Origin of the sequence: Streptomyces sp. CB01249 (assembly GCF_001905735.1) — a bacterium.
Taxonomy (GTDB): Bacteria; Actinomycetota; Actinomycetes; order Streptomycetales; family Streptomycetaceae; genus Streptomyces.
Genome location: NZ_LISW01000001.1, coordinates 292,601 through 316,120 on the forward strand (window position 1 = coordinate 292,601; position 23,520 = coordinate 316,120).

General features: G+C 73.8%; 18 protein-coding genes and 1 riboswitch. Of the genes, 11 read left to right on the forward strand and 7 right to left on the reverse strand.

Annotation, left to right across the window (positions count from 1 at the left end; all coding sequences use genetic code 11):
* Positions 1–273 precede the first annotated feature (273 nt).
* The 6 genes from AMK18_RS01185 to mnhG are packed head-to-tail and all read left to right on the forward strand — an operon-like array spanning position 274 to position 6,754.
* The gene (locus tag AMK18_RS01185; RefSeq protein WP_073861302.1) at positions 274–3,183 is read left to right on the forward strand and encodes a Na+/H+ antiporter subunit A; all 2,910 of its coding nucleotides are present in this window, start codon (positions 274–276) and stop codon (positions 3,181–3,183) included.
* A complete protein-coding gene (locus tag AMK18_RS01190) occupies positions 3,180–3,779 on the forward strand; it encodes a Na(+)/H(+) antiporter subunit C (RefSeq protein ID WP_073861303.1) in 600 nt (199 codons plus the stop codon). The genes AMK18_RS01185 and AMK18_RS01190 overlap by 4 nt, the downstream gene beginning before the upstream one ends.
* Complete coding sequence (locus tag AMK18_RS01195; protein WP_073861304.1) at positions 3,776–5,431, forward strand: Na+/H+ antiporter subunit D; 1,656 nt, start codon at positions 3,776–3,778, stop codon at positions 5,429–5,431. The genes AMK18_RS01190 and AMK18_RS01195 overlap by 4 nt, the downstream gene beginning before the upstream one ends.
* A complete protein-coding gene (locus AMK18_RS01200) occupies positions 5,428–6,072 on the forward strand; it encodes a Na+/H+ antiporter subunit E (protein ID WP_018105792.1) in 645 nt (214 codons plus the stop codon). The genes AMK18_RS01195 and AMK18_RS01200 overlap by 4 nt, the downstream gene beginning before the upstream one ends.
* A complete protein-coding gene (locus AMK18_RS01205) occupies positions 6,069–6,404 on the forward strand; it encodes a monovalent cation/H+ antiporter complex subunit F (protein ID WP_073861305.1) in 336 nt (111 codons plus the stop codon). Before AMK18_RS01200 ends, AMK18_RS01205 begins: the two co-directional genes overlap by 4 nt.
* Positions 6,401–6,754: a monovalent cation/H(+) antiporter subunit G gene (mnhG, locus tag AMK18_RS01210; protein WP_018105790.1), complete on the forward strand. Its 354-nt coding sequence runs from the start codon at positions 6,401–6,403 to the stop codon at positions 6,752–6,754. Before AMK18_RS01205 ends, mnhG begins: the two co-directional genes overlap by 4 nt.
* Positions 6,755–6,775: 21 nt before the next feature.
* On the opposite strand, the gene AMK18_RS01215 is transcribed toward mnhG, so the two are convergent.
* Positions 6,776–7,417, reverse strand: coding sequence for a hypothetical protein (locus tag AMK18_RS01215; protein ID WP_073861306.1), 642 nt, complete (start codon positions 7,415–7,417; stop codon positions 6,776–6,778).
* A gap of 221 nt (positions 7,418–7,638) precedes the next feature.
* Between AMK18_RS01215 and AMK18_RS01220 the strand changes: the two genes are divergently transcribed.
* Positions 7,639–11,622 (forward strand): bifunctional nitrate reductase/sulfite reductase flavoprotein subunit alpha, encoded by a 3,984-nt coding sequence (locus AMK18_RS01220; RefSeq protein ID WP_241836499.1) that lies wholly within the window; start codon positions 7,639–7,641, stop codon positions 11,620–11,622.
* A gap of 3 nt (positions 11,623–11,625) precedes the next feature.
* Here the strand turns inward: AMK18_RS01220 and AMK18_RS01225 are convergent, their stop codons facing one another.
* Positions 11,626–13,533 carry an ABC transporter permease gene (locus tag AMK18_RS01225; protein ID WP_073861308.1) on the reverse strand — a complete coding sequence of 636 codons (1,908 nt, stop codon included), beginning with the start codon at positions 13,531–13,533 and terminating at the stop codon, positions 11,626–11,628.
* A gap of 65 nt (positions 13,534–13,598) precedes the next feature.
* Complete coding sequence (gene modA / locus AMK18_RS01230; protein WP_018105787.1) at positions 13,599–14,417, reverse strand: molybdate ABC transporter substrate-binding protein; 819 nt, start codon at positions 14,415–14,417, stop codon at positions 13,599–13,601.
* A gap of 279 nt (positions 14,418–14,696) precedes the next feature.
* Here modA and AMK18_RS01235 point away from each other — a divergent pair, with 279 nt between their 5' ends.
* From AMK18_RS01235 to cobM, 3 genes are all read left to right on the forward strand, one after another.
* On the forward strand, positions 14,697–15,755 hold the full coding sequence (locus AMK18_RS01235) for a vWA domain-containing protein (protein ID WP_018105786.1): 1,059 nt from the start codon (positions 14,697–14,699) through the stop codon (positions 15,753–15,755).
* 147 nt (positions 15,756–15,902) lie between these two features.
* Positions 15,903–17,126 carry a precorrin-6y C5,15-methyltransferase (decarboxylating) subunit CbiE gene (gene cbiE, locus AMK18_RS01240; protein WP_073861309.1) on the forward strand — a complete coding sequence of 408 codons (1,224 nt, stop codon included), beginning with the start codon at positions 15,903–15,905 and terminating at the stop codon, positions 17,124–17,126.
* On the forward strand, positions 17,123–17,872 hold the full coding sequence (gene cobM, locus AMK18_RS01245) for a precorrin-4 C(11)-methyltransferase (protein WP_073861310.1): 750 nt from the start codon (positions 17,123–17,125) through the stop codon (positions 17,870–17,872). The genes cbiE and cobM overlap by 4 nt, the downstream gene beginning before the upstream one ends.
* Positions 17,873–17,888: 16 nt before the next feature.
* Here the strand turns inward: cobM and AMK18_RS01250 are convergent, their stop codons facing one another.
* The gene (locus AMK18_RS01250; RefSeq protein ID WP_073861311.1) at positions 17,889–19,004 is read right to left on the reverse strand and encodes a cobalt-precorrin-5B (C(1))-methyltransferase; all 1,116 of its coding nucleotides are present in this window, start codon (positions 19,002–19,004) and stop codon (positions 17,889–17,891) included.
* 11 nt (positions 19,005–19,015) lie between these two features.
* Between AMK18_RS01250 and AMK18_RS01255 the strand changes: the two genes are divergently transcribed.
* A complete protein-coding gene (locus AMK18_RS01255) occupies positions 19,016–19,765 on the forward strand; it encodes a cobalt-precorrin-6A reductase (RefSeq protein WP_073861312.1) in 750 nt (249 codons plus the stop codon).
* Here the strand turns inward: AMK18_RS01255 and AMK18_RS01260 are convergent.
* From AMK18_RS01260 to cobG, 3 genes are read right to left on the reverse strand one after another with little or no spacing between them, the layout of a single operon-like run.
* Entirely contained in the window at positions 19,750–21,279 is a 1,530-nt protein-coding gene (locus tag AMK18_RS01260) for a precorrin-2 C(20)-methyltransferase (RefSeq protein WP_073861313.1), read from the reverse strand. The genes AMK18_RS01255 and AMK18_RS01260 overlap by 16 nt on opposite strands.
* Positions 21,276–21,902 carry a precorrin-8X methylmutase gene (locus AMK18_RS01265; protein ID WP_073861314.1) on the reverse strand — a complete coding sequence of 209 codons (627 nt, stop codon included), beginning with the start codon at positions 21,900–21,902 and terminating at the stop codon, positions 21,276–21,278. The genes AMK18_RS01260 and AMK18_RS01265 overlap by 4 nt, the downstream gene beginning before the upstream one ends.
* A gap of 56 nt (positions 21,903–21,958) precedes the next feature.
* Complete coding sequence (cobG, locus tag AMK18_RS01270; protein ID WP_073861315.1) at positions 21,959–23,293, reverse strand: precorrin-3B synthase; 1,335 nt, start codon at positions 23,291–23,293, stop codon at positions 21,959–21,961.
* A gap of 116 nt (positions 23,294–23,409) precedes the next feature.
* A riboswitch (cobalamin riboswitch) is annotated at positions 23,410–23,510 on the forward strand.
* The last annotated feature ends 10 nt before the right edge of the window (positions 23,511–23,520 follow it).

Sequence of the window (23,520 nt, forward strand, 5' to 3'; positions counted from 1 at the left end):
CCTCACGGCCGGTCAAATCCGTTGAGAACCAGGACGGATAGATAGTAGTCACAGTGCAAAAAAGAACTGTAAGTGGGATCACATGTTCAACATCTGGCACGCACATGATCACCACGAAGCGGCGATGCCTCTTGTGTTGTGACCGGCCGCCCGGGGTGCGGCGGGTCGGACGGGTGAAGCGGCGCCGGGGATATATCTGTATTTAGTGCCCTCTGTCCGTTCGGTAGCCCCGCACACCCCGCCGCCCGCCGCCGCGCCCCGCAGCCCCGCCGCATGACCGCGCTCATCGTCGCCCACTTCGTCCTCGCGGCCTTGGCGCGCCCGCTGGTGCGACGGCTGGGCGCGCGCGCCTTCCTCGTCCTCGCGCTGCCGCCCGCCGCCACCACCTGCTGGGCGTTCACCCGGTGGGAGACGGCCGCCTCCGGCTCCTCGGTGAACTGGTCCTGGGCCTGGATGCCCGACTACGGCGTCTCCGTGGACCTGCGCCTCGACGCGCTCGCCGAACTCATGGTGCTGCTCGCGTCCGGCGTCGGCACGCTCGTCCTGCTGTACTGCGCCTCCTACTTCAGCGACACGACCCCCCGGCTGGCCGGATTCGCCGGGAACCTCCTCGCGTTCGCCGGCGCGATGCTCGCCCTCGTCCTCAGCGACGACCTGATCTCCCTCTACGTCTTCTGGGAGCTCACCACCGTCTTCTCGTACCTGCTCATCGGATACGACAGCGAGCAGCGCCACAGCAGACGCTCCGCACTCCAGGCGCTGACCGTCACCACGCTCGGCGGCCTCGCCATGCTGGTCGGTTTCCTGATCGTCGGTCAGGAGGCCGGGACCTACCGCATCTCCGAGATCCTCGCCGACCCGCCCCCGGCGACCACCGCCGTCGAGGTCGCCGTCCTGCTCATCCTGTGCGGGGCCCTGTCCAAGTCGGCCGTCTGGCCGTTCAGCCTCTGGCTGCCCAACGCCATGGCCGCGCCCACCCCCGTCAGCGCCTATCTGCACGCCGCCGCGATGGTCAAGGCCGGGGTCTATCTGGTCGCCCGGCTCGCCCCGGCCTTCGCCGACGTGCCCGGCTGGCGGCCCGTCGTGATCATCTTCGGCGCCGCGACGATGCTCCTCGGCGGCTGGCGGGCCCTCAGGCTGAACGACCTCAAGATCGTCCTGGCGTACGGGACCGTCAGCCAGCTCGGCTTCCTCACCCTCCTCGCGGGCGTCGGCAACCGTGACGCCGCGCTGGCCGCCGCCGTCATGATCCTCGGCCACGCCCTCTTCAAGGCCCCGCTCTTCCTCGTCACCGGCATCGTGGACCACGCCGCCGGCACCCGTGACCTGCGCAAACTCTCCGGCGTCGGACGCGCCCTGCCCCACGTGTGCGCCGTCGCCGTGCTCGCCGCCCTCTCCATGGCCGCCCTGCCCCCGATGCTCGGCTTCGCCGCGAAGGAGTCGGCGTTCGAGGCGCTGCTGCACGGCGACACGGCGGACCGCTGGGCGCTCGGCATCACGGTCGCGGGCTCGGCGCTCACCGTCGCGTACACCGCCCGGTTCATCTGGGGCGGCTTCTTCCGCAAACCCGGGGTGGCCGACACCCCCGTGCACCGGGTCGGCCCGGCCTTCCTCGCCGCGCCCGCCGCGCTCGCCCTCTGCGGGCTCGTCCTCGGCCCCGGCGTCGGCTGGACCGACCGGCTGCTCAGCGCCTACGCCGACGCGTTCCCGGCCCCCGCCCACCCGTACCACCTCGCGCTCTGGCACGGCTGGGGCACCGCCCTCCTCCTCTCCGCCGTCGCCACCGTCGGCGGCGCGGTCCTCTTCGCCGCGCGCGACCGGGTCGCCCGGCTGTCCCGGCGCATCGCCTGGCCCACCGCCGACGGCGTCTTCGGCCAGCTGCTCCTGGGCCTGGAACGGCTCTCCCTCCAGGCCACCGGCTTCGTCCAGCGCGGCTCCCTCTCCGTGTACCTCGCCACGACCCTGCTGGTGATGCTCGCCGGACAGCTCTCCGTGTTCGTCGTGGACCGGCCCTGGCAGGGCGCGTCCGCGCCCCGCCTCTGGGACGTCCCGCTCCAGGGCGCCGTCGCCGCCCTGACCTGCGCGGCGGCCATCCTCTGCCTCACCGTCAGACGCCGGATGAAGGCCGTGGTCCTGGCCGGACTCACCGGTTACGGGACCGCCCTGCTGTTCGTCGTCCAGGGCGGCCCGGACCTGGCGCTCACCCAGTTCTGCGTGGAAACCGTGTCGATGATCGTGTTCGTGCTGGTCCTGCGGCGCATGCCGGTGCACTTCCAGGAGTCCGTCAGCCCCTGGCGGCGGGCCGTGCGCATCCCGGTCGCCCTGGCCGCCGCCGCCACCCTCGGCGTGGTCGTCTGGGTCGCCGCCGCCGCGCGCACCGCGTCCCCGGCGGGCGCCGCCATGGTCGAGGAGACCGCGCACCACGGCCTCAAGGACGTCGTCGCCACGATCCTCGTCGACCTCCGCGCCTGGGACACCATGGGGGAGTCCGCCGTACTCGCCGCCGCCGCGATCGGCGTCACCAGCCTCATCTACCTGCACCGCCGCGCCGAGGGGACGGCCGCGCCCGCCGAAGTACGCGGACACACCGCCTGGTCGGTGACCGCCGAGCCGCTGACCGGGGTGCCGCAGGGTGACGAGGGGGCGCCCGAGCGCGGCTGGCTGGCGGCCGGCGCCACGCTGGCACCCGAGCACCGGTCCGTGGTCTTCGAGGTGGTGGCCCGGCTGCTGTTCCATCCGATCCTGGTGCTCTCGGTCTACCTGCTGTTCTGCGCCGAGAACATGCCGGGCGGCGGCTTCGTCGGCGGCCTGGTCGCGGGCCTCGCCATGATCACCCGATACCTCGCGGGCGGCCGCTTCGAACTCGCCGAGGCCGCGCCCCTGCAACCCGGACTCTTCACCGGGCTCGGCCTGTTCATCTCGACCGGCGTCGCCCTGCTGGGCCTCTACGACGGAACGGTCCTGCACGCCTGGACGTACCACGGCCACTGGCCGCTCATCGGCGACTTCGAGTTCGGCACCCCGGTCGTCTTCGACTGCGGGGTCTATCTGCTGGTCCTCGGCGTCGTCCTCGACATCGTGCGGGCCCTCGGCGCCAAGATCGACCGGCAGATCGAGCGCGCCGCCGCCGAGAAGGCCGCCGCCCGCCGGGCCGGACCGGAGACCGGGGAGGCCACCCCGTGACCGTCAGCGCCTCGCTCCTCGCCACCGCGGCGGTCCTCTGCGCCGTCGGCGGCATCCTCATGCTGACCCGGCCCCTCACCCGCATCCTGCTGGGCGCGGTCATCGCCGGCAACGGCATCAACCTGTTCATCCTGTCCGCCACCGGCACGGCCGGCCGCGAACCGCTGCTGTACGGGGTCGACCTCGCCCGGGTCACCGACCCGCTGCCCCAGGCCATCGCGCTCACCGCCATCGTCATCACCCTCGCCACCACCGCGTTCCTGCTCGCCATGGCCTACCGCGGCCACCAGCTCACCGGCACCGACGAGGTGCACGACGACCTGGAGGACCGCCGCATCGTCCTGCGCGCCGAAGTGCTGGACGAGCGCGACGAATTGCGCGCCCGCTTCCGCGAAGACGGCGACCGCAGTGCCGGGGCCCGCCGCGCCTACCGCGACGAACGCCGCCGCCTCCGGGCCCGGCTGCGCGCCGACCGCGCCCTCCAGGCCCGGGGCCGCGACGCCACCGGCGACCTGTGGCACGACGTCCTGGGCGCGGACCCGGAGGACTACGCCAGGAACCCCGAGGACTCCGACAACCCAGGAGGCACCGGATGAACGCCCTCGTCCCCCTGCCGGTGCTGCTGCCGCTCTGCGCGACCGGCCTGAGCCTCGCCTTCGGCACCCGGCTCAAGCAGATGCAGCGCCTCATCAGCGTCGCCGTGCTCACCGCCGTACTCGGCCTCTCGATCGCCCTGATGATCGCCGCCGACACGGACGGGCCGCTCTCCGTGCACCTCGGGGACTTCGCGCCGCCGCTCGGCATCACCCTGGTCGCCGACCGGCTCTCCGGGCTGATGCTGACCATCTCCTCCGCCGTCACCCTGTGCGTCCTCGTCTACTCCCTGGGCCAGGGCATGGCCGACCGGGACGAGGAGACGCCCGTCGCCGTCTTCCACCCCGCGTACCTGATCCTGGTCGCCGGGGTCTCCTGCACCTTCCTCGCCGGTGACCTGGTCAACCTCTACGTCGGCTTCGAGATCATGCTCGTCGCGAGCTTCGTCCTGCTCACGCTCGGCGGCACCGGTCCGCGCATCCGGGCGGGCTCCACGTACGTGATCATCTCGCTGTTCTCCTCGATGCTCTTCCTGACCGCCATCGCCATGACGTACGCGGCGACCGGCACCGCCAACTTCGCCCAGCTCGCCGAACGCCTGGGCGCGCTCCCGCTGGGCGTCCAGACCCTCATCCAGGCCATGCTGCTCACGGTCTTCGCGATCAAGGCGGCCGTCTTCCCGCTCGCCGCCTGGCTGCCCGACTCCTACCCGACCGCGCCCGCCCCCGTCACCGCCGTCTTTGCCGGACTGCTGACCAAGGTCGGCGTCTACTGCATGCTGCGCACCGAGACCCTGCTCTTCCCCGGCAACCGGCTCGGCGACCTGCTGATGGCGGCGGCCCTCGCCTCGATGATCGTCGGCATCCTGGGGGCCGTCGCCCAGACCGACCTCAAGCGGCTGCTCTCCTTCACCCTCATCAGCCACATCGGCTACATGGTGTTCGGCATCGGCCTCGCCACCCGGGAGGCGTACGGCGGCGCGATCGTCTACGTTGTCCACCACATCACCGTCCAGACCACGCTGTTCCTGGTCGCCGGGCTCATCGAACGCCGGACCGGCACCACCGAGCTCACCCGGATCGGCGGCATCGCCCGGGCCGCCCCCGCCCTCGCCGTCCTCTTCTTCGTGCCCGCGATGAACCTCGCGGGCATCCCGCCGCTGTCCGGCTTCATCGGCAAGCTGGGCCTCATGCGCGCCGGTGTCGCCGACGGCGGGGTCTGGGCCTGGATCCTTGTCGTCGGGGCGACCGTGACCAGCCTGCTCACGCTGTACGTGATGGCCAAGGTCTGGAACCTCGCCTTCTGGCGGGCCGCGCCCCCGGGCCAGGCCGCCACCGGCACCGTCCTGGAGTCCGACGACGACAGCGACGACGACGATGCCGACGAGGGCCCCGACCGGATGCCGGGCACCGGCGACGAGGGCGTCCGCGTCCGCCACCAGCCCGCCGGGCTCGCCGTCGCCGCCACGCTCCACGGCCACGCCGTCACCACCACCAGCGTGCTGCCCCGCCCGATGACCTGGGCGACGGCCGCCGCGGTCGGCCTCGGGCTCGCCTTCACCGTGTTCGCCGGGCCGCTCACCTCGTACACCGACCGCGCCGCCGCCGAACTCCTCGCCCGCACGCCGTACACCCAGGAGGTGCTGGGCCGGTGAAACGCCTCGTCACCTTCTCCTTCCGGAACAGGGAACTGCCGCCGTTCAGCGCCGCGTTCGGCGCCCGGGGCCGCCGGGTGCTCGACCTGCCGCTGATCGCCTGGCTCACCGTCATCTGGGTGCTGCTCTGGTCCAGCCTCAACTGGGCGAACCTGCTGACCGGGGCCGTGGTCGCGGTGGTCGTCTGCCTGGCCTTCCCGCTGCCCAAGGTCGACCTGGGGCTGCGGCTGCACCCCTGGGGCATCCTGCGGCTGGCCGGCTATCTGCTGTACGACATGTACACCTCCGGCGTGAAGGTCACCCGGCAGATTCACGGCCGGCAGCCGCGCCGGGCGGCCGTCATCGCCGTACCGCTGCGCTGCCGCTCCGACCTGATGCTCACCGCGACCGCCGTCACCGTCTCGAACGTGCCCGACGGCTCCGTGGTGGAGGTCCGCCGCGCCACCGCCACCGTCTTCCTGCACGTCCTGGACGCGGGCGACCCCGCCGAACTGGAAGCCGCCCGGCGCTCCGTGTGGCGCCTGGAGGAGCTGACCGTACGCGCCTTCGGCACCCGCGACGAGATCGAGCGGGTCGCCGCCCCGCCCCCGCGGACACCGCACACCGGCCGACCGCCGGAAGACCAGGAGGACGGACGATGAACGCGACCCAGACCGTGGACCGGGCGCTGCTCGTGGCGGCCGTCGTCCTCATCCTCGTCGCCGGAGCGCTGCTGCTCGCGCGCATCTGGCGCGGCCCCTCGATGCTCGACCGGGCCATCGCGCTCGACGTCTGCGCCGCACTCATCATCGCCGGGCTCGGCGCCAAGTCGGCGTTCGCCCGCGACCCCTTCTACTTCCCGATCATGCTGGTCCTGGCCTTCCTCGGCTTCACCGGCTCGGTCGGCATCGCGCGCTTCATCGCCGTACGCGACCGGCCGCCGGGCCATCGGCACGGGGAGCGGGCCCGGAACGGCGGGGAGGAGAGGCCATGAGCGTCTGGCTCCAGATCCTGGACACGGCGGGCGCGGCGCTGGTGCTGACCGGCGCCGCGATCTGCCTGCTCGGCGTGGTCGGCATGCTGCGGCTGCCGGACGTCCTCTCCCGCAGCCACGCCGCGACCAAGCCGCAGGCGCTCGGCATGCTCATCGTGCTCGCCGGGGTCGCCCTGCGGCTGCGCAGCGGCATGGACCTGGCGACGCTGGCTCTGATCGGCTTCTTCCAGCTGATGACCGGCCCGGTCGCCGCCCACCTCGTCGCACGCTCCGCGTACCGCACGGGCCAGGTCGACCACACGGAACTGCTCTTCGACGACCTGGACCAACAGCTCACCGAGGAGACGTAGCGGGCGGGCGCCTGCCGCCGCTCAGTCCGTGAGGAACGCGCCCTCGCGGCAGGGGCGGCAGACGAAGACGTAGCCCAGCTGACCACCGAGGTTCATCGCGGTCTCCCAGGCGGCCCCCTCCTCCAGATGGGCCGCGAACTCCATCGCGACCGAGCAGGAGGGACACGCGGGCACCCGGTCGTCCTCCAGATAGGAGGGACTGCCTCCGAGCGAGCCGAGCACTTCCCGTTGCTTCCCGAACCGTTCTCCGGGTTCCCGCCGCCACCCCGCCCGGCCGAGGTCGTACGCGTCGGGGTCGGCGTCCTCGTCGCAGTCCTCCGGGTCGACCGTCACGACCTGGGTGCGGATGGCCGAGACCACCGGCAGGACCGTCACCCCGGTCTCCGGCACGGCGACCGGCCGCAGCCCCTCCCGGGGGAACAGATGGACCCGGTTGGCGCGGGACCCGGCCGCCCAGAACTCGCACGCGCCGGGGTCGTTCTGGCACACGAACACCGACAGGACGCCGTCCTCCACGGGGAGGTGCGCGAAGAACCGCAACGGCCCCCCGCAGCCGCACACGGGCCAGCTGAAGCCCGCCGGAGCCAGCGGCACACCACCGGTGCGCGGGACGTCGGAGTCGGGCGCCGCGGTGCCGTCGTGGATCATCAGGTTGGTCTGCATGGAGAGAGGCTACGGGCGGCTTTTCTCACACCGGCGGCGCGCCCGCTGTGCGACGAGCGTTACCGCCCATGATCGGCCGGTGCCACACCGGCGTAACGGCGCTTTCCTACCGTCGGGGCACGATCCGATTCACGGAAGGTCTCCCGGTGCCCCCACAGAGCTCGTCGGCCGACGCCACTCAGGTCCGTACGGTCTGCTCGTACTGCGGGGTGGGCTGCGGCATGGTCCTCGACATCGCGGCCGGGCCCGACGGGCGGCGTACGGTGCGCAGGGCGTCGGGCGACAAGGCGCACCCCGCCAACGCGGGGCGGCTCTGCACCAAGGGCGCGACCACCGCCGACATGCTCGCCGCGCCGGGACGGCTGACCACCGCGCTGGTCCGGCCGGAGCGCGGCGCGGAGCCCGTACCGGTGGGCGTGGACGAGGCGGTCGCGTCCACCGCGCGGCGGCTGCGGGCGGTCATCGACACGCACGGACCGGACGCCGTCGCCTTCTACGTGTCCGGGCAGCTGAGCCTGGAGGCGCAGTACCTCGCGAACAAGCTGGCCAAGGGGTTCGTCCGCACCAACCGGGTCGAGTCCAACTCCCGGCTGTGCATGGCGAGCGCGGGCAGCGGCTACAAGATGTCGCTCGGCGCCGACGGGCCGCCCGGCTCCTACGACGACCTGGACCGCGCGGACGTCTTCCTCGTCATCGGCTCCAACATGGCCGACTGCCACCCGATCCTCTTCCTGCGCCTCCTGGACCGCGTCAAGGCGGGCGCCAAGCTGATCGTCGTGGACCCCCGGCGCACCGCCACCGCCGACAAGGCCGACCTCTTCCTGCGCGTCAGGCCGGGCACCGACCTGGCCCTCCTCAACGGCCTCCTGCACCTGCTCCACGCGAACGGGCACACCGACCCCGCGTTCATCGCCGCGCACACCGAGGGCTGGGAGGAGATGCCGGAGTTCCTCGCCGACTACCCGCCCGACGCCGTCGCGGAGATCACCGGCATCCCGGAGGAGGACATCCGCGAGGCCGCCCGGTGGATCGGCGAGGCGGGGGAGTGGACGAGCTGCTGGACGATGGGGCTCAACCAGTCCACGCACGGCACCTGGAACACCAACGCGCTGATCAACCTCCACCTCGCGACCGGCGCGATCTGCCGCCCCGGCAGCGGCCCCCTCTCGCTCACCGGCCAGCCCAACGCCATGGGCGGGCGCGAGATGGGCTACATGGGCCCGGGGCTCCCCGGGCAGCGGTCGCTCCTGGACGACGAGGACCGCGCCTTCACCGAAGAGCTGTGGGGCCTGGCCCCCGGCACCCTCCGCAAGGACGAGTGCGGCCGGGGAACGGTCGAGATGTTCGAGCGGATGGCGGCCGGTGACATCAAGGCGTGCTGGATCATCTGCACCAACCCCGTCGCCTCCGTTGCCAACCGCCGCACCGTCATCGAAGCCCTGGAGGTCGCCGAACTCGTCATCACCCAGGACGTGTTCGCCGACACCGAGACCAACGCCTACGCCGACGTCGTGCTGCCCGGCGCCCTGTGGAGCGAGGCGGAAGGCGTCCTCGTCAACAGCGAACGCAACCTCACCCTCGCCCGCCCCGCCGTCGAGCCGCCCGGCGAAGCCCTCGCGGACTGGCGGATCATCGCCCGTATCGCCTGCGCCCTGGGCTACGAGGACGCCTTCACGTACGACAGCGCCGAGGAGGTCTTCGAGGAGATCAAGCGCGCCGCGAACCCCCGCACCGGCTACGACCTGCGCGGCGTGACGTACGAACGGCTGCGCACCGCCCCCGTCCAGTGGCCCGCGCCCACCGCCGAAGGCCCCGACCGCAACCCCATCCGCTATCTCGCCCCGGACGGCGGCGGACCCGTCTTCCCGACCCCGACCGGACGCGCCCGCTTCTTCGGCCGCCCCCACATCCCGGCGGCCGAGATGCCGGACGACGACTACCCCTTCCTGCTCAACACCGGCCGGGTCCAGCACCAGTGGCACACCCTCACCAAGACCGGCAAGGTCGCCAAGCTCAACCGGCTCAACCCCGGACCGTTCGTGGAGGTGCACCCCGAGGACGCGGCCCGCCTCGGGCTCGCCGAGGGCGACTCGGTGGAGGTCGAGTCCCGGCGCGGGCGCGCCGTGCTGCCGGCCGTGGTCACCGACCGCGTGGCGCCCGGCTGCTGCTTCGCGCCCTTCCACTGGAACGACCTGTTCGGCGAATACCTCAGCGTCAACGCGGTGACCGGCGACGCGGTGGACCCGGTCTCCTACCAGCCGGAGTTCAAGGTGTGCGCGGTGACCCTGACGAAGGTGGCGGCGGCGCCCGTGCCGCTTCCCGTACCGGCCGTTCCCGAAACCGCCGCCGTCTTCGGCCTGGAGACCACCCCGCCCCCGGTCCTCGCCGAGCACGAGCGGCAGTACCTCGTCGGCTTCCTCGCCGGGCTGCCCCTCGGCGCCCCCGGCGTCCCCGTCCTCCCGGCCGGCGCGCCCTTCAGCGCCGAGCACGCGCGCTGGGTCAACGGCGTCCTGGCCGGGATGTACTCGCGCACCGGGCCGCCCGCCGAGGACCCCGAGCCCGTCCCCGCCGCCGAGGCCCCCGGCCGCGAGGTCGTCGTGCTGTGGGCCTCGCAGACCGGCAACGCCGAGGAGTTCGCCGTCGCCACCGCCGACCGGCTCACCGCCACGGGCCACCGCGCCCGGCTCCTCGGCATGGACGAGGCGGACCCGCGCGCCCTGCCGCCCGCCGCCGACCTCCTCCTGATCACCAGCACCTTCGGGGACGGCGACGCGCCCGACAACGGCTCCGGGTTCTGGGAGGCCCTGACGGCCGCCGACCTCCCGCCCCTGGACGGCAGGCGGTTCGCCGTCCTGGCCTTCGGCGACTCCTCGTACGACGACTTCTGCGGGCACGGGCGGCGGCTCGACAGCCGACTGGACGAGCTCGGGGCCGTCCGCCTCGCCCCCCGTACCGACTGCGAACCCGACTACGAACCCTCCGCGCTGAGCTGGCTCGACCAGGTCCTCGCCGGTCTCACCGCCCCGCCCGCCGAACCGGCCCCGGCGCCCCCGTCCGCCCCCGCGCCCGCCCCGGTCCGCACCCCGAAGCCCGCGCCCGTCACCGCGAGGCTGGCCGGCAACCGGCTGCTCGGGCTGCCCGGCTCCGGCAAGGAGGTGCGCCGGTTCACCTTCGACACCAGCGGCACCGGGACCGCCCTCGACTACGCGGCCGGGGACGCGCTCGGCGTCCACGCGGCCAACCACCCGGACCTGGTGGCCGAATGGCTCGCCGTCACCGGCCTCGACGCCGACGCCGAGATCGAGGTCTCCGGCCTCGGCGGCCTGCGGCTCGGCGACGCGCTCCTCACCCGGCTGGACATCACCCGCCTCACCCCCGCCCTCCTCGGCTTCGTCACCGAACGCACCGGCGACCGGGACCTGAAGAAGATGCTGCGGCCCGACAACAAGGGCGAGCTGGCCCGCTGGTCCTGGGGCCGCCAGGCCGTGGACGTCCTCGCCGAATACCCGGTCAAGGCCACCCCCGAGGAGTGGGCCGCCCTCCTCAAACCCCTGCAACCGCGCCTGTACTCGATATCGTCCAGTCCGCTCACCGACCCCGACCGCCTCTCCCTGACGGTCTCCGTCGTCCGCTACGAGAACACCCAGGGCCGCCCCCGCTCCGGGGTCTGCTCGCCGTTCCTCGCGGACGCCGCCCCCGACACCCGCGTCCCGGTCTTCGTCCGCCGCGCCCCGCACTTCCGGCCACCGGCCCGCCCCGACGCACCGATGGTCATGGTCGGCCCCGGGACCGGGGTCGCCCCCTTCATCGGCTTCCTGGAGGAGCGCCGCGCCCGCCGCGACCCGGGCCCCAACTGGCTGTTCTTCGGGGAGCAGCACCGGGCCACCGACTTCTTCTACGAGGAGGAGCTGACGTCCTTCCTCGCCGACTCCACCCTCACCCGCCTGGACACCGCCTTCTCCCGCGACCAGCGCGCCAAGGTCTACGTACAGGACCGGATGCGCGAGCACGGCGCCAAGCTGTGGACCTGGCTGCGCGACGGCGCCCACTTCTACGTGTGCGGCGACGCGGCCCGGATGGCCAAGGACGTCGACCGGGCGCTGCGGGACATCGCCGTCGCGCACGGCGGGCTCGACCCGGAGGCCGCCGCCCTGTACGTGAAGCAGCTCGCCGCCGACAAGCGGTACGTGCGCGACGTCTACTGAGGTTCAGAGCGCTACGAGCGTCACTTCGGTGGCCTTGACGCTCGTCCACACCCGCGCCCCGTCCGCGAGGGACAGCTCGGCCGCCGCCTGCGGGGTGATCTCGGCGACCAGGTCCGGCGCCTGATCCGACCCCACCAGCACCCGCAGCCTGCTTCCGCCCGCCGTGATCTCGCGCACCGTCCCCGGCCACACGTTGCGCGGGCTCCCGGCCGGCTTCTCCCGGTGCACGGAGACGGCCTCGGGCGCGACGACCGCGAGCGCGGGCGTCCCGGCGGGCAGCGGGTCGGCCGCGACGAGGCGACCGCCGCCCGAGGGCTCCAGGCCGTCGGCGGTGGCGGTGCCGGGCCAGGCGTTGCGGCCGAGCATCCGGGCGACCCAGGGGGAGCGCGGATGCCGCGTCACGTCGGCGGGCGGGGCGTCCTGAAGCGTGCGGCCGTCCTCCAGGACGAGGACCCGGTCGGCGAGCGCGACAGCCTCCACGGGGTCGTGCGTGACGAGGAGGCAGACGCCGCCGAACCCGTCGAGGTGGCGGCGCAGGGTGTGCCGGACCTGGGACCGGGTCGTCTGGTCGAGCGCGGCGAGCGGTTCGTCGAGGAGCAGCAGGCGCGGACGGGCGGCCAGCGCGCGGGCCAGCGCGACGCGCTGCGCCTGGCCGCCGGAGACCTGGGCGGGGCGGCGCGAGGCCAGATGCCCGACCCCGAGCCGGTCCAGCCACTCCTGCGCGGTGCGGCGGGCCTCGGCGCGCGGTACGCCCCGGGCGCGCAGCCCGTACGCGGTGTTGGCGAGGGTGCTGAGGTGCGGGAACAGCGCGCCGTCCTGCGGGACCCAGGCGACGCCCCGGCGGTGGGCGGGCAGAGCGGTCACGTCGGTGTCGCCCAGGAGGAGCCGGGCGTGGGCGCGCGGGGTGAGGCCGAGCAGGGCGCGCAGCAGGGTCGTCTTGCCCGCGCCGTTGGGGCCGACGACGGCGATGGTGGTCCCGGCCTCCGCGTCGAGGGTCAGCTCGTTGAAGCCGGTGACCTCGGCGTGCAGCGGCCAGCTCTCCCGTACGTCCTTCGGAGCGGGAACGGCGGGCACGTCGGCCACGGGTTCGTCGTCCGCGGCCACCTCCGGCCGCGTGCGCTCCGGCGGCGTCCCGGTCCACCGCCCCCGCAGCGCCAGCAGCACCGCCATCGCGATGACGAGCAGCAGCAGCGACACCGAGGTCGCCGCCTCCGGGCTGTCCTGGAGCAGCAGGTAGACCTGAAGCGGCAGGGTCTGCGTGGTGCCGGGGAGGTTGCCCGCGAAGGTGATGGTCGCCCCGAACTCGCCGAGCGCCCGCGCCCAGGTCAGCGCCGCGCCCGCGGCAAGACCGGGCGCCACCATCGGCAGGGTGACCGTGAAGAACACCCGTACCGGCGAAGCTCCCAGGGAGGCCGCGGTCTCCTCGTAACGGGGGCGCAGCCCGCCCAGCGCGCCCTCCAGGCTGATCACCAGGAACGGCATGGCGACGAAGGTCGCCGCGAGCACCGCGCCCGAGGTGTGGAACGGCAGCGTGATCCCGAACCAGTCCTCCAGCCACGGCCCCAGCAGCCCCCGGCGGCCGAAGCCGAGGAGCAGGGCGACGCCGCCGACCGTGGGCGGCAGCACCATCGGCAGCAGCACCAGCGAGCGGACGAAGACCTTGCCGGGGAAGTCGACCCGGGCGAGCAGCCAGGCCAGCGGCACCCCCAGGACGAGCGAGAGCGCCAGCGCCCAGCCGGAGACGATCAGCGACAGCGTCAGCGCCTGGGTGGTGCCCTCACTGGTGAGGTGGGTGCCCAGCTCGCCCCACGAGGTCCGGGCCAGGATGCCGGCCAGCGGCAGCAGCAGGAACGCGACGGCCAGGAGCGCGGGCAGGGCCAGCACGATCGGTGCGCGGGGGCGGCGGTTCATCGGGTTCCCTGGTGATGGAGAAACGGAGGGCCCGGCCCCTTGCCGGAGCCGGGCCCTCGCCTACGTTACGGCTGCTGGAAGCCCGCGTCGGCCAGGATCTTCTGCGCCTCGGGAGTCGAGAGCCACTTCACGAACGCCTCGGCCGCCGCGCTGTGCTTGCTGCTCTTCAGCGTCGCCGCCGGGTACGAGGCGACGGCGTTCTGCTCGTCCGGGATGTCGACCGAGTCGACCTTGCCCGCGGCGGCGGAGACGTCCGTCTTGTAGACGAGCCCGGCGTCCGCCTCGCCCAGCTGGACCTTGCTGAGCACCGCGCGCACGTTGGGCTCCTGCGAGACCGGCTTCACGGTGATCTTCTGGGCGTCCAGGATCTGCTTGCTGTACCGGCCCACCGGCACCTCGGGCGCGGCCAGGACCACCTTCAGCTTGGTGTCGGCCAGGTCCTTGAGGTTCTCGACCTTCTCCGGGTTGCCCTTGCCGGTGGCGATGACGAGACGGTTCTTCGCGATGACCGTGGGCGTGCCGGTGTCCGACTTCAGGCCGTCCATCGTCTTCGTGTCCGCGGTGACCAGCGCGTCGGCGGGGGCGCCCTGCTTGACCTGCGCGGCCAGCTCCTGCGACCCGGCGAAGGAGAACGTCACCTTCGTCCCCGGGTGCTCCTTCTCGTACGCCGCGCCCGCCTCCTTGAACACATCGGTGAGGGAGGCGGCGGCGAGGACGGTGAGGTCGGCGGCGGGCGCGCCGGAGGCGGACGCGGAGGCGCTGGAGCCGGTGGACGCGTCCTTCGTGTCGTCGTCGCTGCCGCACGCGGTCAGGGGCGTGAGCAGGCCCACGACGACGAGAGCCGCCGCGGCGCGTCGACGGGTGAGGGCGGGGGTGAAGGACATGAGAGCGGGGCTCCTTGGGAAAGCGTGAGGCCGATGCCGCCGGGCCGGTGAGCGGACCACCCGGTGACGGGAGACAGCATGTGCCAAAGAATAGGTGTTGTGGGGTGGCATTTACATATGTCCATGCGAAAACACATCGCAGATGCGCATATGCCTGGAGGAAGGTCCGAGCCGCGCGCGGGGGCCGCGGGCCGTGGGCGGTCCGGCGCCGGGCTCCGTTGTCAGTGCCCCCACCTACTGTGAGGACGTCGCTTGGGGAGCCTCGCAGAAGGAGCAGCAGTGCCTGCCAACAAGATCCAGCACAAGGTGAATCACGTCGCGCTCGTCGTGGACTGCTCGGGCTCCATGCGCCCGCACCAGGGGCAGCTCGTGCGCGTCGTCGACGAGTTCGTGGCCGGTCTGAAGGCCGAGTCGGACAGCCTCGGACACGAGACCCGGATCAGCCTCTACTCCTTCGACCACCGGGTGGAGAACCTGGTCTGGGACATGGACGTGAAGCACCTGCCGTCCATGCGGGGCCTGTACCACGTGAACAACGGCGCGACGGCCCTCATCGAGGCCTCCCTGAAGTCCCTGGACGACCTGGGCCACATCTGGGAGGAGTACGGCGAGCACAGCTTCCTCCAGATCGTGGTGACGGACGGCGAGGAGAACGCCTCCGGCGGCGACCGCAGGCACGACGGGGACATGTCGATCCTCGGCCCGTGGCTCGACCGCATCTCGGCGAAGATGGGCGGCCTCCCGGGCCACTGGACGTCAGCGATCCTCGTCCCCAACTCCCTGGCCAAGCGCACCGCGCAGAACTACGGCTTCCCGGCCGGCAACATCGCGATCTGGGACGCCGATTCGAAGGAGGGCGTCGAGGAGGCGATCGGCACCGTCCGCGCCGCCGCCACCAGCTTCCTGCGCGGCCGCGAGCAGGGCGTGCGCGGCACGAAGAACCTCTTCGCGGTCGGCCAGGACATATCCGTGGACGACGTCCGGGCCAGTCTCGAACCGGTCCCGGCCGACAAGTACCGGCTCCTGAAGGTCGACAAGGAGGTCGAGATCCGCTCCTTCGTGGACTCGCACCCGGGCGTCACGTACGAGCGCGGCTCCTGCTACTACCAGTTGGGCGCCCGCGTCCAGGTGCAGCCCGACAAGGAGGTCATCGTCGTGGAGAAGGACACCGACCGCGCCTACTCGGGCGACGCGGCCCGCAACCTGCTGTTCGGCTCGGGCGTCCGCGGAACGGTGTCCGTGAAGGCGGGGAACAACCCCGACCTGGAGGTGTACGTGCAGAGCCGCTCGGTCAACCGGAAGCTCAAGCCGAAGACCCGCCTGCTGATCATGCTCTGACGGCTCCGGCCGCTCGGGGGACGCTCCCGGAGCCGGGCGCCCGGGACCCGTCCGGAACCGGCCAGTAGAGTTCGGGAGCGTCAGCCCCCGAAACCCGAGGTACCGTCCGTGACCCCCCAGCCCCCCGAGCACCCGCTCCCACCTGCAGTGACCGTGGTCGGGATCGGAGCCGACGGATGGGCGGGCCTGCCCGAGGCGGCCCGCGCGGAGCTGGCGGCCGCCCAGGTCCTCATCGGCGCCGGACGCCAGCTGGACCTGCTCCCGCCCCGGTGCGCGGGCACCCGGGTCCCCTGGCCCTCGCCCCTGCGCCCCGCCGTCCCCGGCCTGCTCGCCGCGCACGCGGGCAGCCGCATCGCCGTCCTGGCCAGCGGCGACCCCATGTTCTACGGGATCGGCCGGGCCCTCACCGAGGTCCTGGGCCCGGACCGGCTGCACGTCCTGCCGCACCCCTCGTCCGTCTCCTACGCCTGCGCCCGGATCGGCTGGCCGCTGGAGGACACCGAGGTCGTCACCCTCGTCGGCCGCCCCGCCGCCCGGCTCGCCGCCGCCCTCCACGAAGGACGCCGCATCCTCGTCCTCAGCGCCGACGCCACCACCCCGGCCACCGTCGCCGCACTGCTGCGCGACCACGGCTTCGGGCCCAGCCGCATGCGGGTCCTGGAACAGCTCGGCGGCGAGGACGAGGCGTGCGCCGAGGGCACGGCGGACGGCTGGGACCACCCGGCGGGGGACCCGCTCAACGTCGTCGCCGTCGAGTGCCGGAGGGCGCCGGGGGTGCTGCGCCTCGGCGCCGTACCGGGCCTGCCGGACGAGGCGTACGCACACGACGGGCAGCTGACGAAGCGTCACGTCCGGGCCGTCACCCTCGGCGTGCTCGCCCCCGCCCCCGGTGAACTCCTCTGGGACATCGGCGGCGGCTCCGGCTCCATCGCGATCGAGTGGATGCGCGTCCACCCCTCCTGCCGGGCCGTCACCGTCGAACGCGACCCCGTCCGCGCCGCGCGCATCGCGGAGAACGCCGACCGCCTCGGTGTGCCCGGCCTCCGCGTCGTCACCGGCCGCGCGCCCGACTGCCTGGACCAACTGCCCACCCCGGACGCCGTGTTCATCGGCGGCGGCCTCACCGCGCCGGGGCTCCTCGACACCTGCCTCGCCGCGCTCCCGCCCGGCGGCCGGCTGGTCGCCAACACGGTCACGCTGGAATCCGAGGCGCTGCTCGCCGCCCGGCACAAGGAGCACGGCGGGGAGCTGACGCGCCTCGCCGTGTCGCACGCCGTGCCCGTCGGCACATTCACCGGCTGGCGCCAGGCCATGCCCGTCACCCAGTGGTCCGTACGCAAGGCCACGCAACTCCCTGGAGACGACAGATGACCGTGTACTTCATCGGCGCGGGCCCCGGCGCCGCCGACCTGATCACGGTGCGCGGCGCCCGCACGCTCGCCGCCTGCCGGGTGTGCCTGTACGCGGGCAGCCTGGTGCCCCGCCAACTCCTGGCCGAGTGCCCGGACGACGCCCGCCTGGTGGACACCGCGCAGCTCGACATCGACGCGATCACCGCCGAACTCGTCGCCGCGCACCGGGCCGGCCACGACGTGGCGCGGCTGCACTCCGGCGACCCGTCGGTGTTCAGCGCGGTCAACGAGCAGATGCGCCGTCTGGACGAGGCGGGCGTGCCGTACGAAGTGGTCCCGGGCGTGCCCGCGTTCGCGGCCGCGGCGGCCGCCCTCAAGCGCGAGCTGACCGTGCCGACCGTGGGCCAGACCGTCATCCTGACCCGGATCGCGCAGCGCGCCACCGCCATGCCGGAGGGCGAGGACCTGGCGACGCTCGGCCGCAGCGGCGCCCTGATCGTCCTGCACCTGGCCGCCCGTTACGTGGACCGCGTCGTCGAGGAGCTGCTGCCGCACTACGGCGCGGACTGCCCGGCCGCCGTCGTCGCGATGGCCTCACGCCCCGACGAACTCGTCCTGCGCGGCACCCTGGACGACATCGCCGCACAGGTGAAGGACGCGGGAGTCATCCGTACCGCCGTGATCATGGTCGGCCGCACCCTGGGCGCCGAGCAGTTCCACGACAGCCACCTCTACTCCCCGGCCCGCGACCGCCACACCTGCTGAGCCCCGCCCGGGCGGGTCAGCGCACGGAGCTGCGCCCCACCACCGTGCCCGCCCGGTCGACGCAGATCACGTTCACGGCCACCGGCGCCCCCCGCAGCACCGACAGCGCCTGGTCCCGCGCGGCCACGGCCACCAGATCGCCCAGCGGCACCCCGCGTGCCTGGCACAGCTGAAGCGCGGCGAGCCCGGTGTTGGCGACGGCGATCTCGGCGGCCAGGGCCTCGTCGGCGCCGCCGTGCCGGGCGAGCTCCGCCAGGTGCGCCTTGTCGACCTGGGAGCGCCCCGAGTGCAGGTCCAGATGGCCGGCGGCGAGCTTCGACAGCTTGGCGAACCCGCCGCAGATCGTGAGCCGCTCCACCGGGTGGCGGCGTACGTATTTCAGTACCGCGCCCGCGAAGTCGCCCATGTCCAGCAGCGCGATCTCCGGCAGCCCGTACTCGGCGACCACCGTCTTCTCCGAGGTGGACCCCGTGCACCCGGCGACATGGGTGTGCCCGGCCGCGCGCGCCACGTCCACACCGCGCCGGATCGAGTCGATCCACGCCGAGCAGGAGTACGGCACCACGACCCCGGTCGTGCCGAGGATCGACAGACCGCCCAGGATGCCGAGGCGCGGGTTCCAGGTGGAGCGGGCGATCTCCTCGCCGTGGTCCACGCCGATCGTCACCTCGACGTCCCCGGACCCGCCGTGCGCCGCCGCGACCTTCGCGATGTGGTCCCGGATCATCTGGCGCGGCACCGGGTTGACCGCCGGTTCGCCGACGTCCAGCGGCAGCCCCGGCAGCGTCACCGTGCCGACGCCGGGGCCCGCCCGGAACACCACGCCCGAGCCCGGCGGCAGCGCCCGCACGCTCGCCCGCACGAGGGCGCCGTGCGTCACATCGGGGTCGTCGCCCGCGTCCTTCACCACGCCCGCCGTCGCCCGCCCGTCGCCCAGCTCCTCCACGGCGAGCGCGAACGCCGGGGTCTGGCCCCGGGGCAGGGTGATGGTCACCGGGTCCGGGAAGTCGCCGCTCAGCAGCGCCGTGTACGCGGCCGCCGTGGCGGCCGTCGCGCAGGCGCCGGTCGTCCAGCCGGGCCGCAGACCGGTGTGCTTGAGTTGGGCGCCGCGCCCGCCTTTCGCCTCACTCATGGATGGTCCCTGTGCACGTACTGATTCTGGGCGGGACGACGGAGGCCCGCCGCCTCGCCGAGCTGCTGGTGGCGGAGCTGCCCGCCGGAAGCAGGGTCACCAGCTCCCTGGCCGGGCGGGTGGCCCGGCCGAAGCTGCCGCCGGGGGAGGTCCGGGTGGGGGGCTTCGGCGGGGCCGACGGGCTCGCGGACTGGCTCCGCTCGCACCGGGTGCACGCGCTCATCGACGCCACCCATCCTTTCGCCGGGACGATCACCTTCAACGCGGCCGCCGCGGCCGCCGCCGCCCATGTTCCCCTGCTCATGCTGCGACGGCCCGGCTGGGTGCCCGGTCCGGGCGACGACTGGCACCCGGTCGGCTCCCTGGCCGAGGCGGCCGAGGCGCTGCCCGCACTGGGGCGGCGGGTGTTCCTCACCACTGGGCGGATGGGGCTCGCCGCCTTCGCGGGCCTGGACGAGCTGTGGTTCCTGATGCGGTCCGTGGACGCCCCGGAACCGCCGTACCCGGCCCGGATGGAGACCCTGCTCGACCGGGGCCCCTTCACCCTGGAGGGCGAGCGCGAGCTGATCCGCCGCCACCGCGTCGACGTCCTCGTCACCAAGGACAGCGGCGGCGCCGCGACCGCCCCCAAGCTGACCGCCGCCCGCGAGGCGTCGATCCCCGTGGTCGTGGTCCGCCGGCCACCGGTCCCGGAAGGAGGCGCGGTGGCCGGCACCCCGGAGGAGGCCCTGGCCTGGCTGACGGATCAGTCCTCCGGGTAGCGGCGCGGCGTCCACACGATCTGCGTGCCGTCGCCCCGCCGCCCCCACCGGGTCTGCGAGGACCCGACGATGAGGATCGTGCGCATGTCCACCTCGGCCGGATCGAGGTCCGCGAGGCGCACGGTCCGTACGCTCTCGGACGGCCCGCCGACGTCCCGGCCGAGGACCACGGGCGTGTCCGGCGAGCGGTGTTCCAGGAGCAGGTCCCGGGCCTTGCCGACCTGCCAGGTCCGGCTCCGCGAACCGGGGTTGTACAGCGCGAGCACCAGGTCCGCCGATGCGGCGGCGCGCAGCCGCTCCGCGATGACCTCCCACGGCTTGAGCCGGTCCGACAGCGAGATCGTCGCGTAGTCGTGGCCCAGCGGCGCACCCGCCCGGGCCGCCGCCGCGTTCGCCGCCGTCACCCCGGGCAGGACCCGCACCGGCACGTCCGCGTACTCCTCCTGCGACGCGACTTCGAGCACGGCCGTCGCCATCGCGAAGACCCCCGGGTCCCCACCGGACACCACGGCGACCCGCCGCCCGCGCCGGGCCAGGTCGAGCGCGAACTCCGCCCGCTCCGACTCCACCTTGTTGTCCGAGCCGTGCCGTGTCTGCCCCGGCCGGACCGGCACCCGGTCGAGATACGTCGTGTAGCCGACCAGGTCGTCGGCGGCGGCCAGCGCCCCGCGCGTCTCGGGCGTCAGCCACAGCGGTCCGGCCGGACCGGTGCCGACGACGGTCACCTCACCGTCGCCCGGGGCACGCTCCGGGCGGGCGTCGATCCGGCTCGGCAGCACGGCGACCGCGAAGTACGGCACGGAGCCGGCGTCCGTGTCCGCGAGTTCGCCCAGCCGCTCCCCGGCCATCGTGGCGCGCTCCACATAGCGGGCCTCGGGCAGCCGGCCCGACGCCTCGAAGGCGCGGCGCACGGCGGGGAAGGTGCGGCCCAGCTTCATCACCACCGCCGCGTCGGTCGCGGCCAGCCGGGCGGTCAGCTCCTCCTCCGGCAGGGTGCCGGGCAGGATCGTCAGGACCTCCTCGCCCTCCGCGAGCGGGGTGCCGAGCCGGGCGGCGGCCGCGCTGACCGAGGTCACCCCGGGGATCACCTCGGTCGGATAGCGGTCGGCCAGCCGCTTGTGCATGTGCATGTACGAGCCGTAGAACATCGGGTCGCCCTCGGCGAGCACGGCGACCGTGCGCCCCGCGTCCAGGTGCACGGCGAGCCGGGCCGCCGCCTCGGTGTAGAAGTCCTCCATCGCGCCCCGGTAGCCGCCCGGGTGGTCCGTGGTCTCCGTCGTGACGGGGTAGACCAGGGCCTCCTCGATGTGGTCGGCGCGCAGGTGCTTCGCCGCGATGGACCGGGCGATGGACCGGCCGTGCCGGGCGCTGTGGTAGGCGACGACGTCCGCCTCCGCGATGACCTCCACCGCGCGCAGGGTCATCAGGTTCGGGTCGCCGGGGCCGAGCCCGACCCCGTAGAGCCGTCCCGTCCGCTCGTCCGGGCGCCCCGTCTGCTGCTCGCTCACGGTCACTCTTCCTCGCTGGCGATGGCGTTGAGCGCGGCGGCCGCGATGGCGCTCCCGCCGCGTCGGCCGCGCACGATCAGGTGGTCGAGCCCCGACGGGTGGGCGGCCAGCGCGTCCTTGGACTCGGCGGCCCCGACGAACCCGACCGGGACCCCGATGACGGCTGCGGGGCGCGGGGCGCCCTCCTCGATCATTTCGAGCAGCCGGAAGAGGGCGGTCGGCGCGTTCCCGACGGCCACGACCGCCCCGTCCAGCCGGTCCCGCCACAGCTCCAGGGCGGCCGCCGAGCGGGTCGTGCCCAGCTCCGCCGCGAGCCCGGGCACGGCCGGGTCGGACAGGGTGCACACCACCTCGTTGTCCGCGGGCAGCCGCTTGCGGGTGACCCCGCTGGCGACCATGGCCACGTCGCACAGGATGGGCGCGCCGGACCGCAGCGCGGCGCGGGCACGGGCGACCGCGTCAGGCGTGTAGCCGAGGTCGCGTACGAGGTCGACCATGCCGCAGGCGTGGATCATCCGGACCGCGACCTGGCTCACGTCCGCGGGCAGCCCGGCGAGGTCCGCCTCCGCCCGGATGGTGGCGAAGGACTGGCGATAGATGGCCGGTCCGTCCTTCTCGTACTCGTACACAGTGGTGTCGCTCTCTTCTCAGGGCGGGGGGTCGGACAGAAAAAGTGTGGGGGCGGTCAGCTACGGGGGATACGGGCCGCCGCCACGGCGTCGGCCAGCGCGGCGGGGTCGTCGGCGACGTCGACCGGGTCCGCGTGCCCGTCGTCCCGTACGACGGACACCCGGTAGCCGCCGTCCGGTCCCGCGACGACGTCGACCCACGCCCCGCGCGGATGCCCGCACCGCCGCTCGCACCCGGACCAGTGCACGGGCAGGACGTCCACGGGCGGGGCGACGGGCAGGGCTGACGCGGCGTCACCCCGCACATCGGCCCGGGACTTCGCGCACCCCGGCCGCCCGATGCACGCCCCGACCCCGGTCCACGGCGAGCGGTCCCCGGTGACGAGGCCCAGGCCCTCCAGCGCGTCGAGCGCGCCGGACGCCCGGTCCCGTCGCACACCGGGCACGACGACTCCGCGCCACGGGGTGAGCCGCAGTTCGCCAGCGCCGTGGTCCCGGGCGAGGTCCGTCAGCGCCCGCCACCGCACCGCGTCCGCCCGCCCGAGCGGCAGCCCGACGGACAGCGCGTCCGTGTCGCCGGGCCCCGTCACCACGCCGAGCGCCGGGGGAGTGCCGTCCGGCACCGGTACGGTCCCGAGGGCGACGGGCAGCCCGGCCGCACCCCACCTGCGTACCACCTCGGCGAACAACGGTTCCGCGCCCCCGGGCAGCTCGGCCGCCCGCCACGCACCGGAACCGGACGCCAGGGACAGGAACACCGTCGCCGCGAGCAGCGCGGCGCGCGGCGCCTCGTCCGCCGGGATCCGGGCCACTGAGTCCAGCGCCCCGATCCGCAACTCCGCGTCCCCGTCCGCCCGCGCCCGCAGCGTCACGTCCGCGCCCAGCGCGTCCACGTCGCCGCGCCCGTCGTCCAGCGCGAACAGGAACCGGCCCGACAGGCCGGCCGCCTCCTCGCTCGCGCACACCAGCGCGTCCAGCGCGGTCAGCCACGGGCGGACATCGCGCGCGCCGAGGCCGTCGAGCCCGGACAGCGGGGAGGCCACCACATTGCGGACCCGCTCATGCCGCTCGGAGGGCAAAAGCCCTATTTCGTCCATGCGTGAGGCCAGTTCGCCCCCGCACTCCGCACCCAGCCCGCGCAGCTGCACATTGCCGCGCGAAGTGAGATACAGCTCACCATCGCCCAGCCGTCCGGCCAACTCCCGCAGCCCGTCCGCCTGCTCCGCGGTGAGCACACCACCGGGCACCCGGACCCGCGCCAACGCCCCGTCGTCCGCCCGGTGAAGCCGCAGCGCACCGGGGCAGGCGTCGCCGTGCGACCGGAAACGGGCGTCGTCGGGCTGGGCGAAATGGGGGGCTGGGGGAGGCATGGCGGCGAGCATACCGACCATCTCATCCGATCCGTATGACCCGTCTTCCGATCCGTATGACCGGTCGGCCACCCCGGCCCGTACTATGCCTGCGGGGCCCGTCTTCGCGGACGGACCCCGGCGGACCTCCGGGTCCGTCGTCGCCACAGACGGCGACAGGGGAGGAAGCCCGGTGCGATTCCGGCGCGGTCCCGCCACTGTGAGCCCGGCCCCACCAGGCCGGGCGAGTCAGGAACTCCCTTCCCCGC

Coding starts and splice junctions, on each gene's coding strand:
- AMK18_RS01185 (WP_073861302.1), top strand. CDS start 274: ATGACCGCGCTCATCGTCGCCCACTTCGTCCTCGCGGCCTTGGCGCGC.
- cobM (WP_073861310.1), top strand. CDS start 17,123: ATGACCGTGTACTTCATCGGCGCGGGCCCCGGCGCCGCCGACCTGATC.
- AMK18_RS01250 (WP_073861311.1), bottom strand. CDS start 19,004: ATGAGTGAGGCGAAAGGCGGGCGCGGCGCCCAACTCAAGCACACCGGT.
- AMK18_RS01225 (WP_073861308.1), bottom strand. CDS start 13,533: ATGAACCGCCGCCCCCGCGCACCGATCGTGCTGGCCCTGCCCGCGCTC.
- modA (WP_018105787.1), bottom strand. CDS start 14,417: ATGTCCTTCACCCCCGCCCTCACCCGTCGACGCGCCGCGGCGGCTCTC.
- AMK18_RS01220 (WP_241836499.1), top strand. CDS start 7,639: ATGGTCCTCGACATCGCGGCCGGGCCCGACGGGCGGCGTACGGTGCGC.
- mnhG (WP_018105790.1), top strand. CDS start 6,401: ATGAGCGTCTGGCTCCAGATCCTGGACACGGCGGGCGCGGCGCTGGTG.
- cobG (WP_073861315.1), bottom strand. CDS start 23,293: ATGGTCGGTATGCTCGCCGCCATGCCTCCCCCAGCCCCCCATTTCGCC.
- AMK18_RS01195 (WP_073861304.1), top strand. CDS start 3,776: ATGAACGCCCTCGTCCCCCTGCCGGTGCTGCTGCCGCTCTGCGCGACC.
- AMK18_RS01215 (WP_073861306.1), bottom strand. CDS start 7,417: ATGCAGACCAACCTGATGATCCACGACGGCACCGCGGCGCCCGACTCC.
- AMK18_RS01205 (WP_073861305.1), top strand. CDS start 6,069: ATGAACGCGACCCAGACCGTGGACCGGGCGCTGCTCGTGGCGGCCGTC.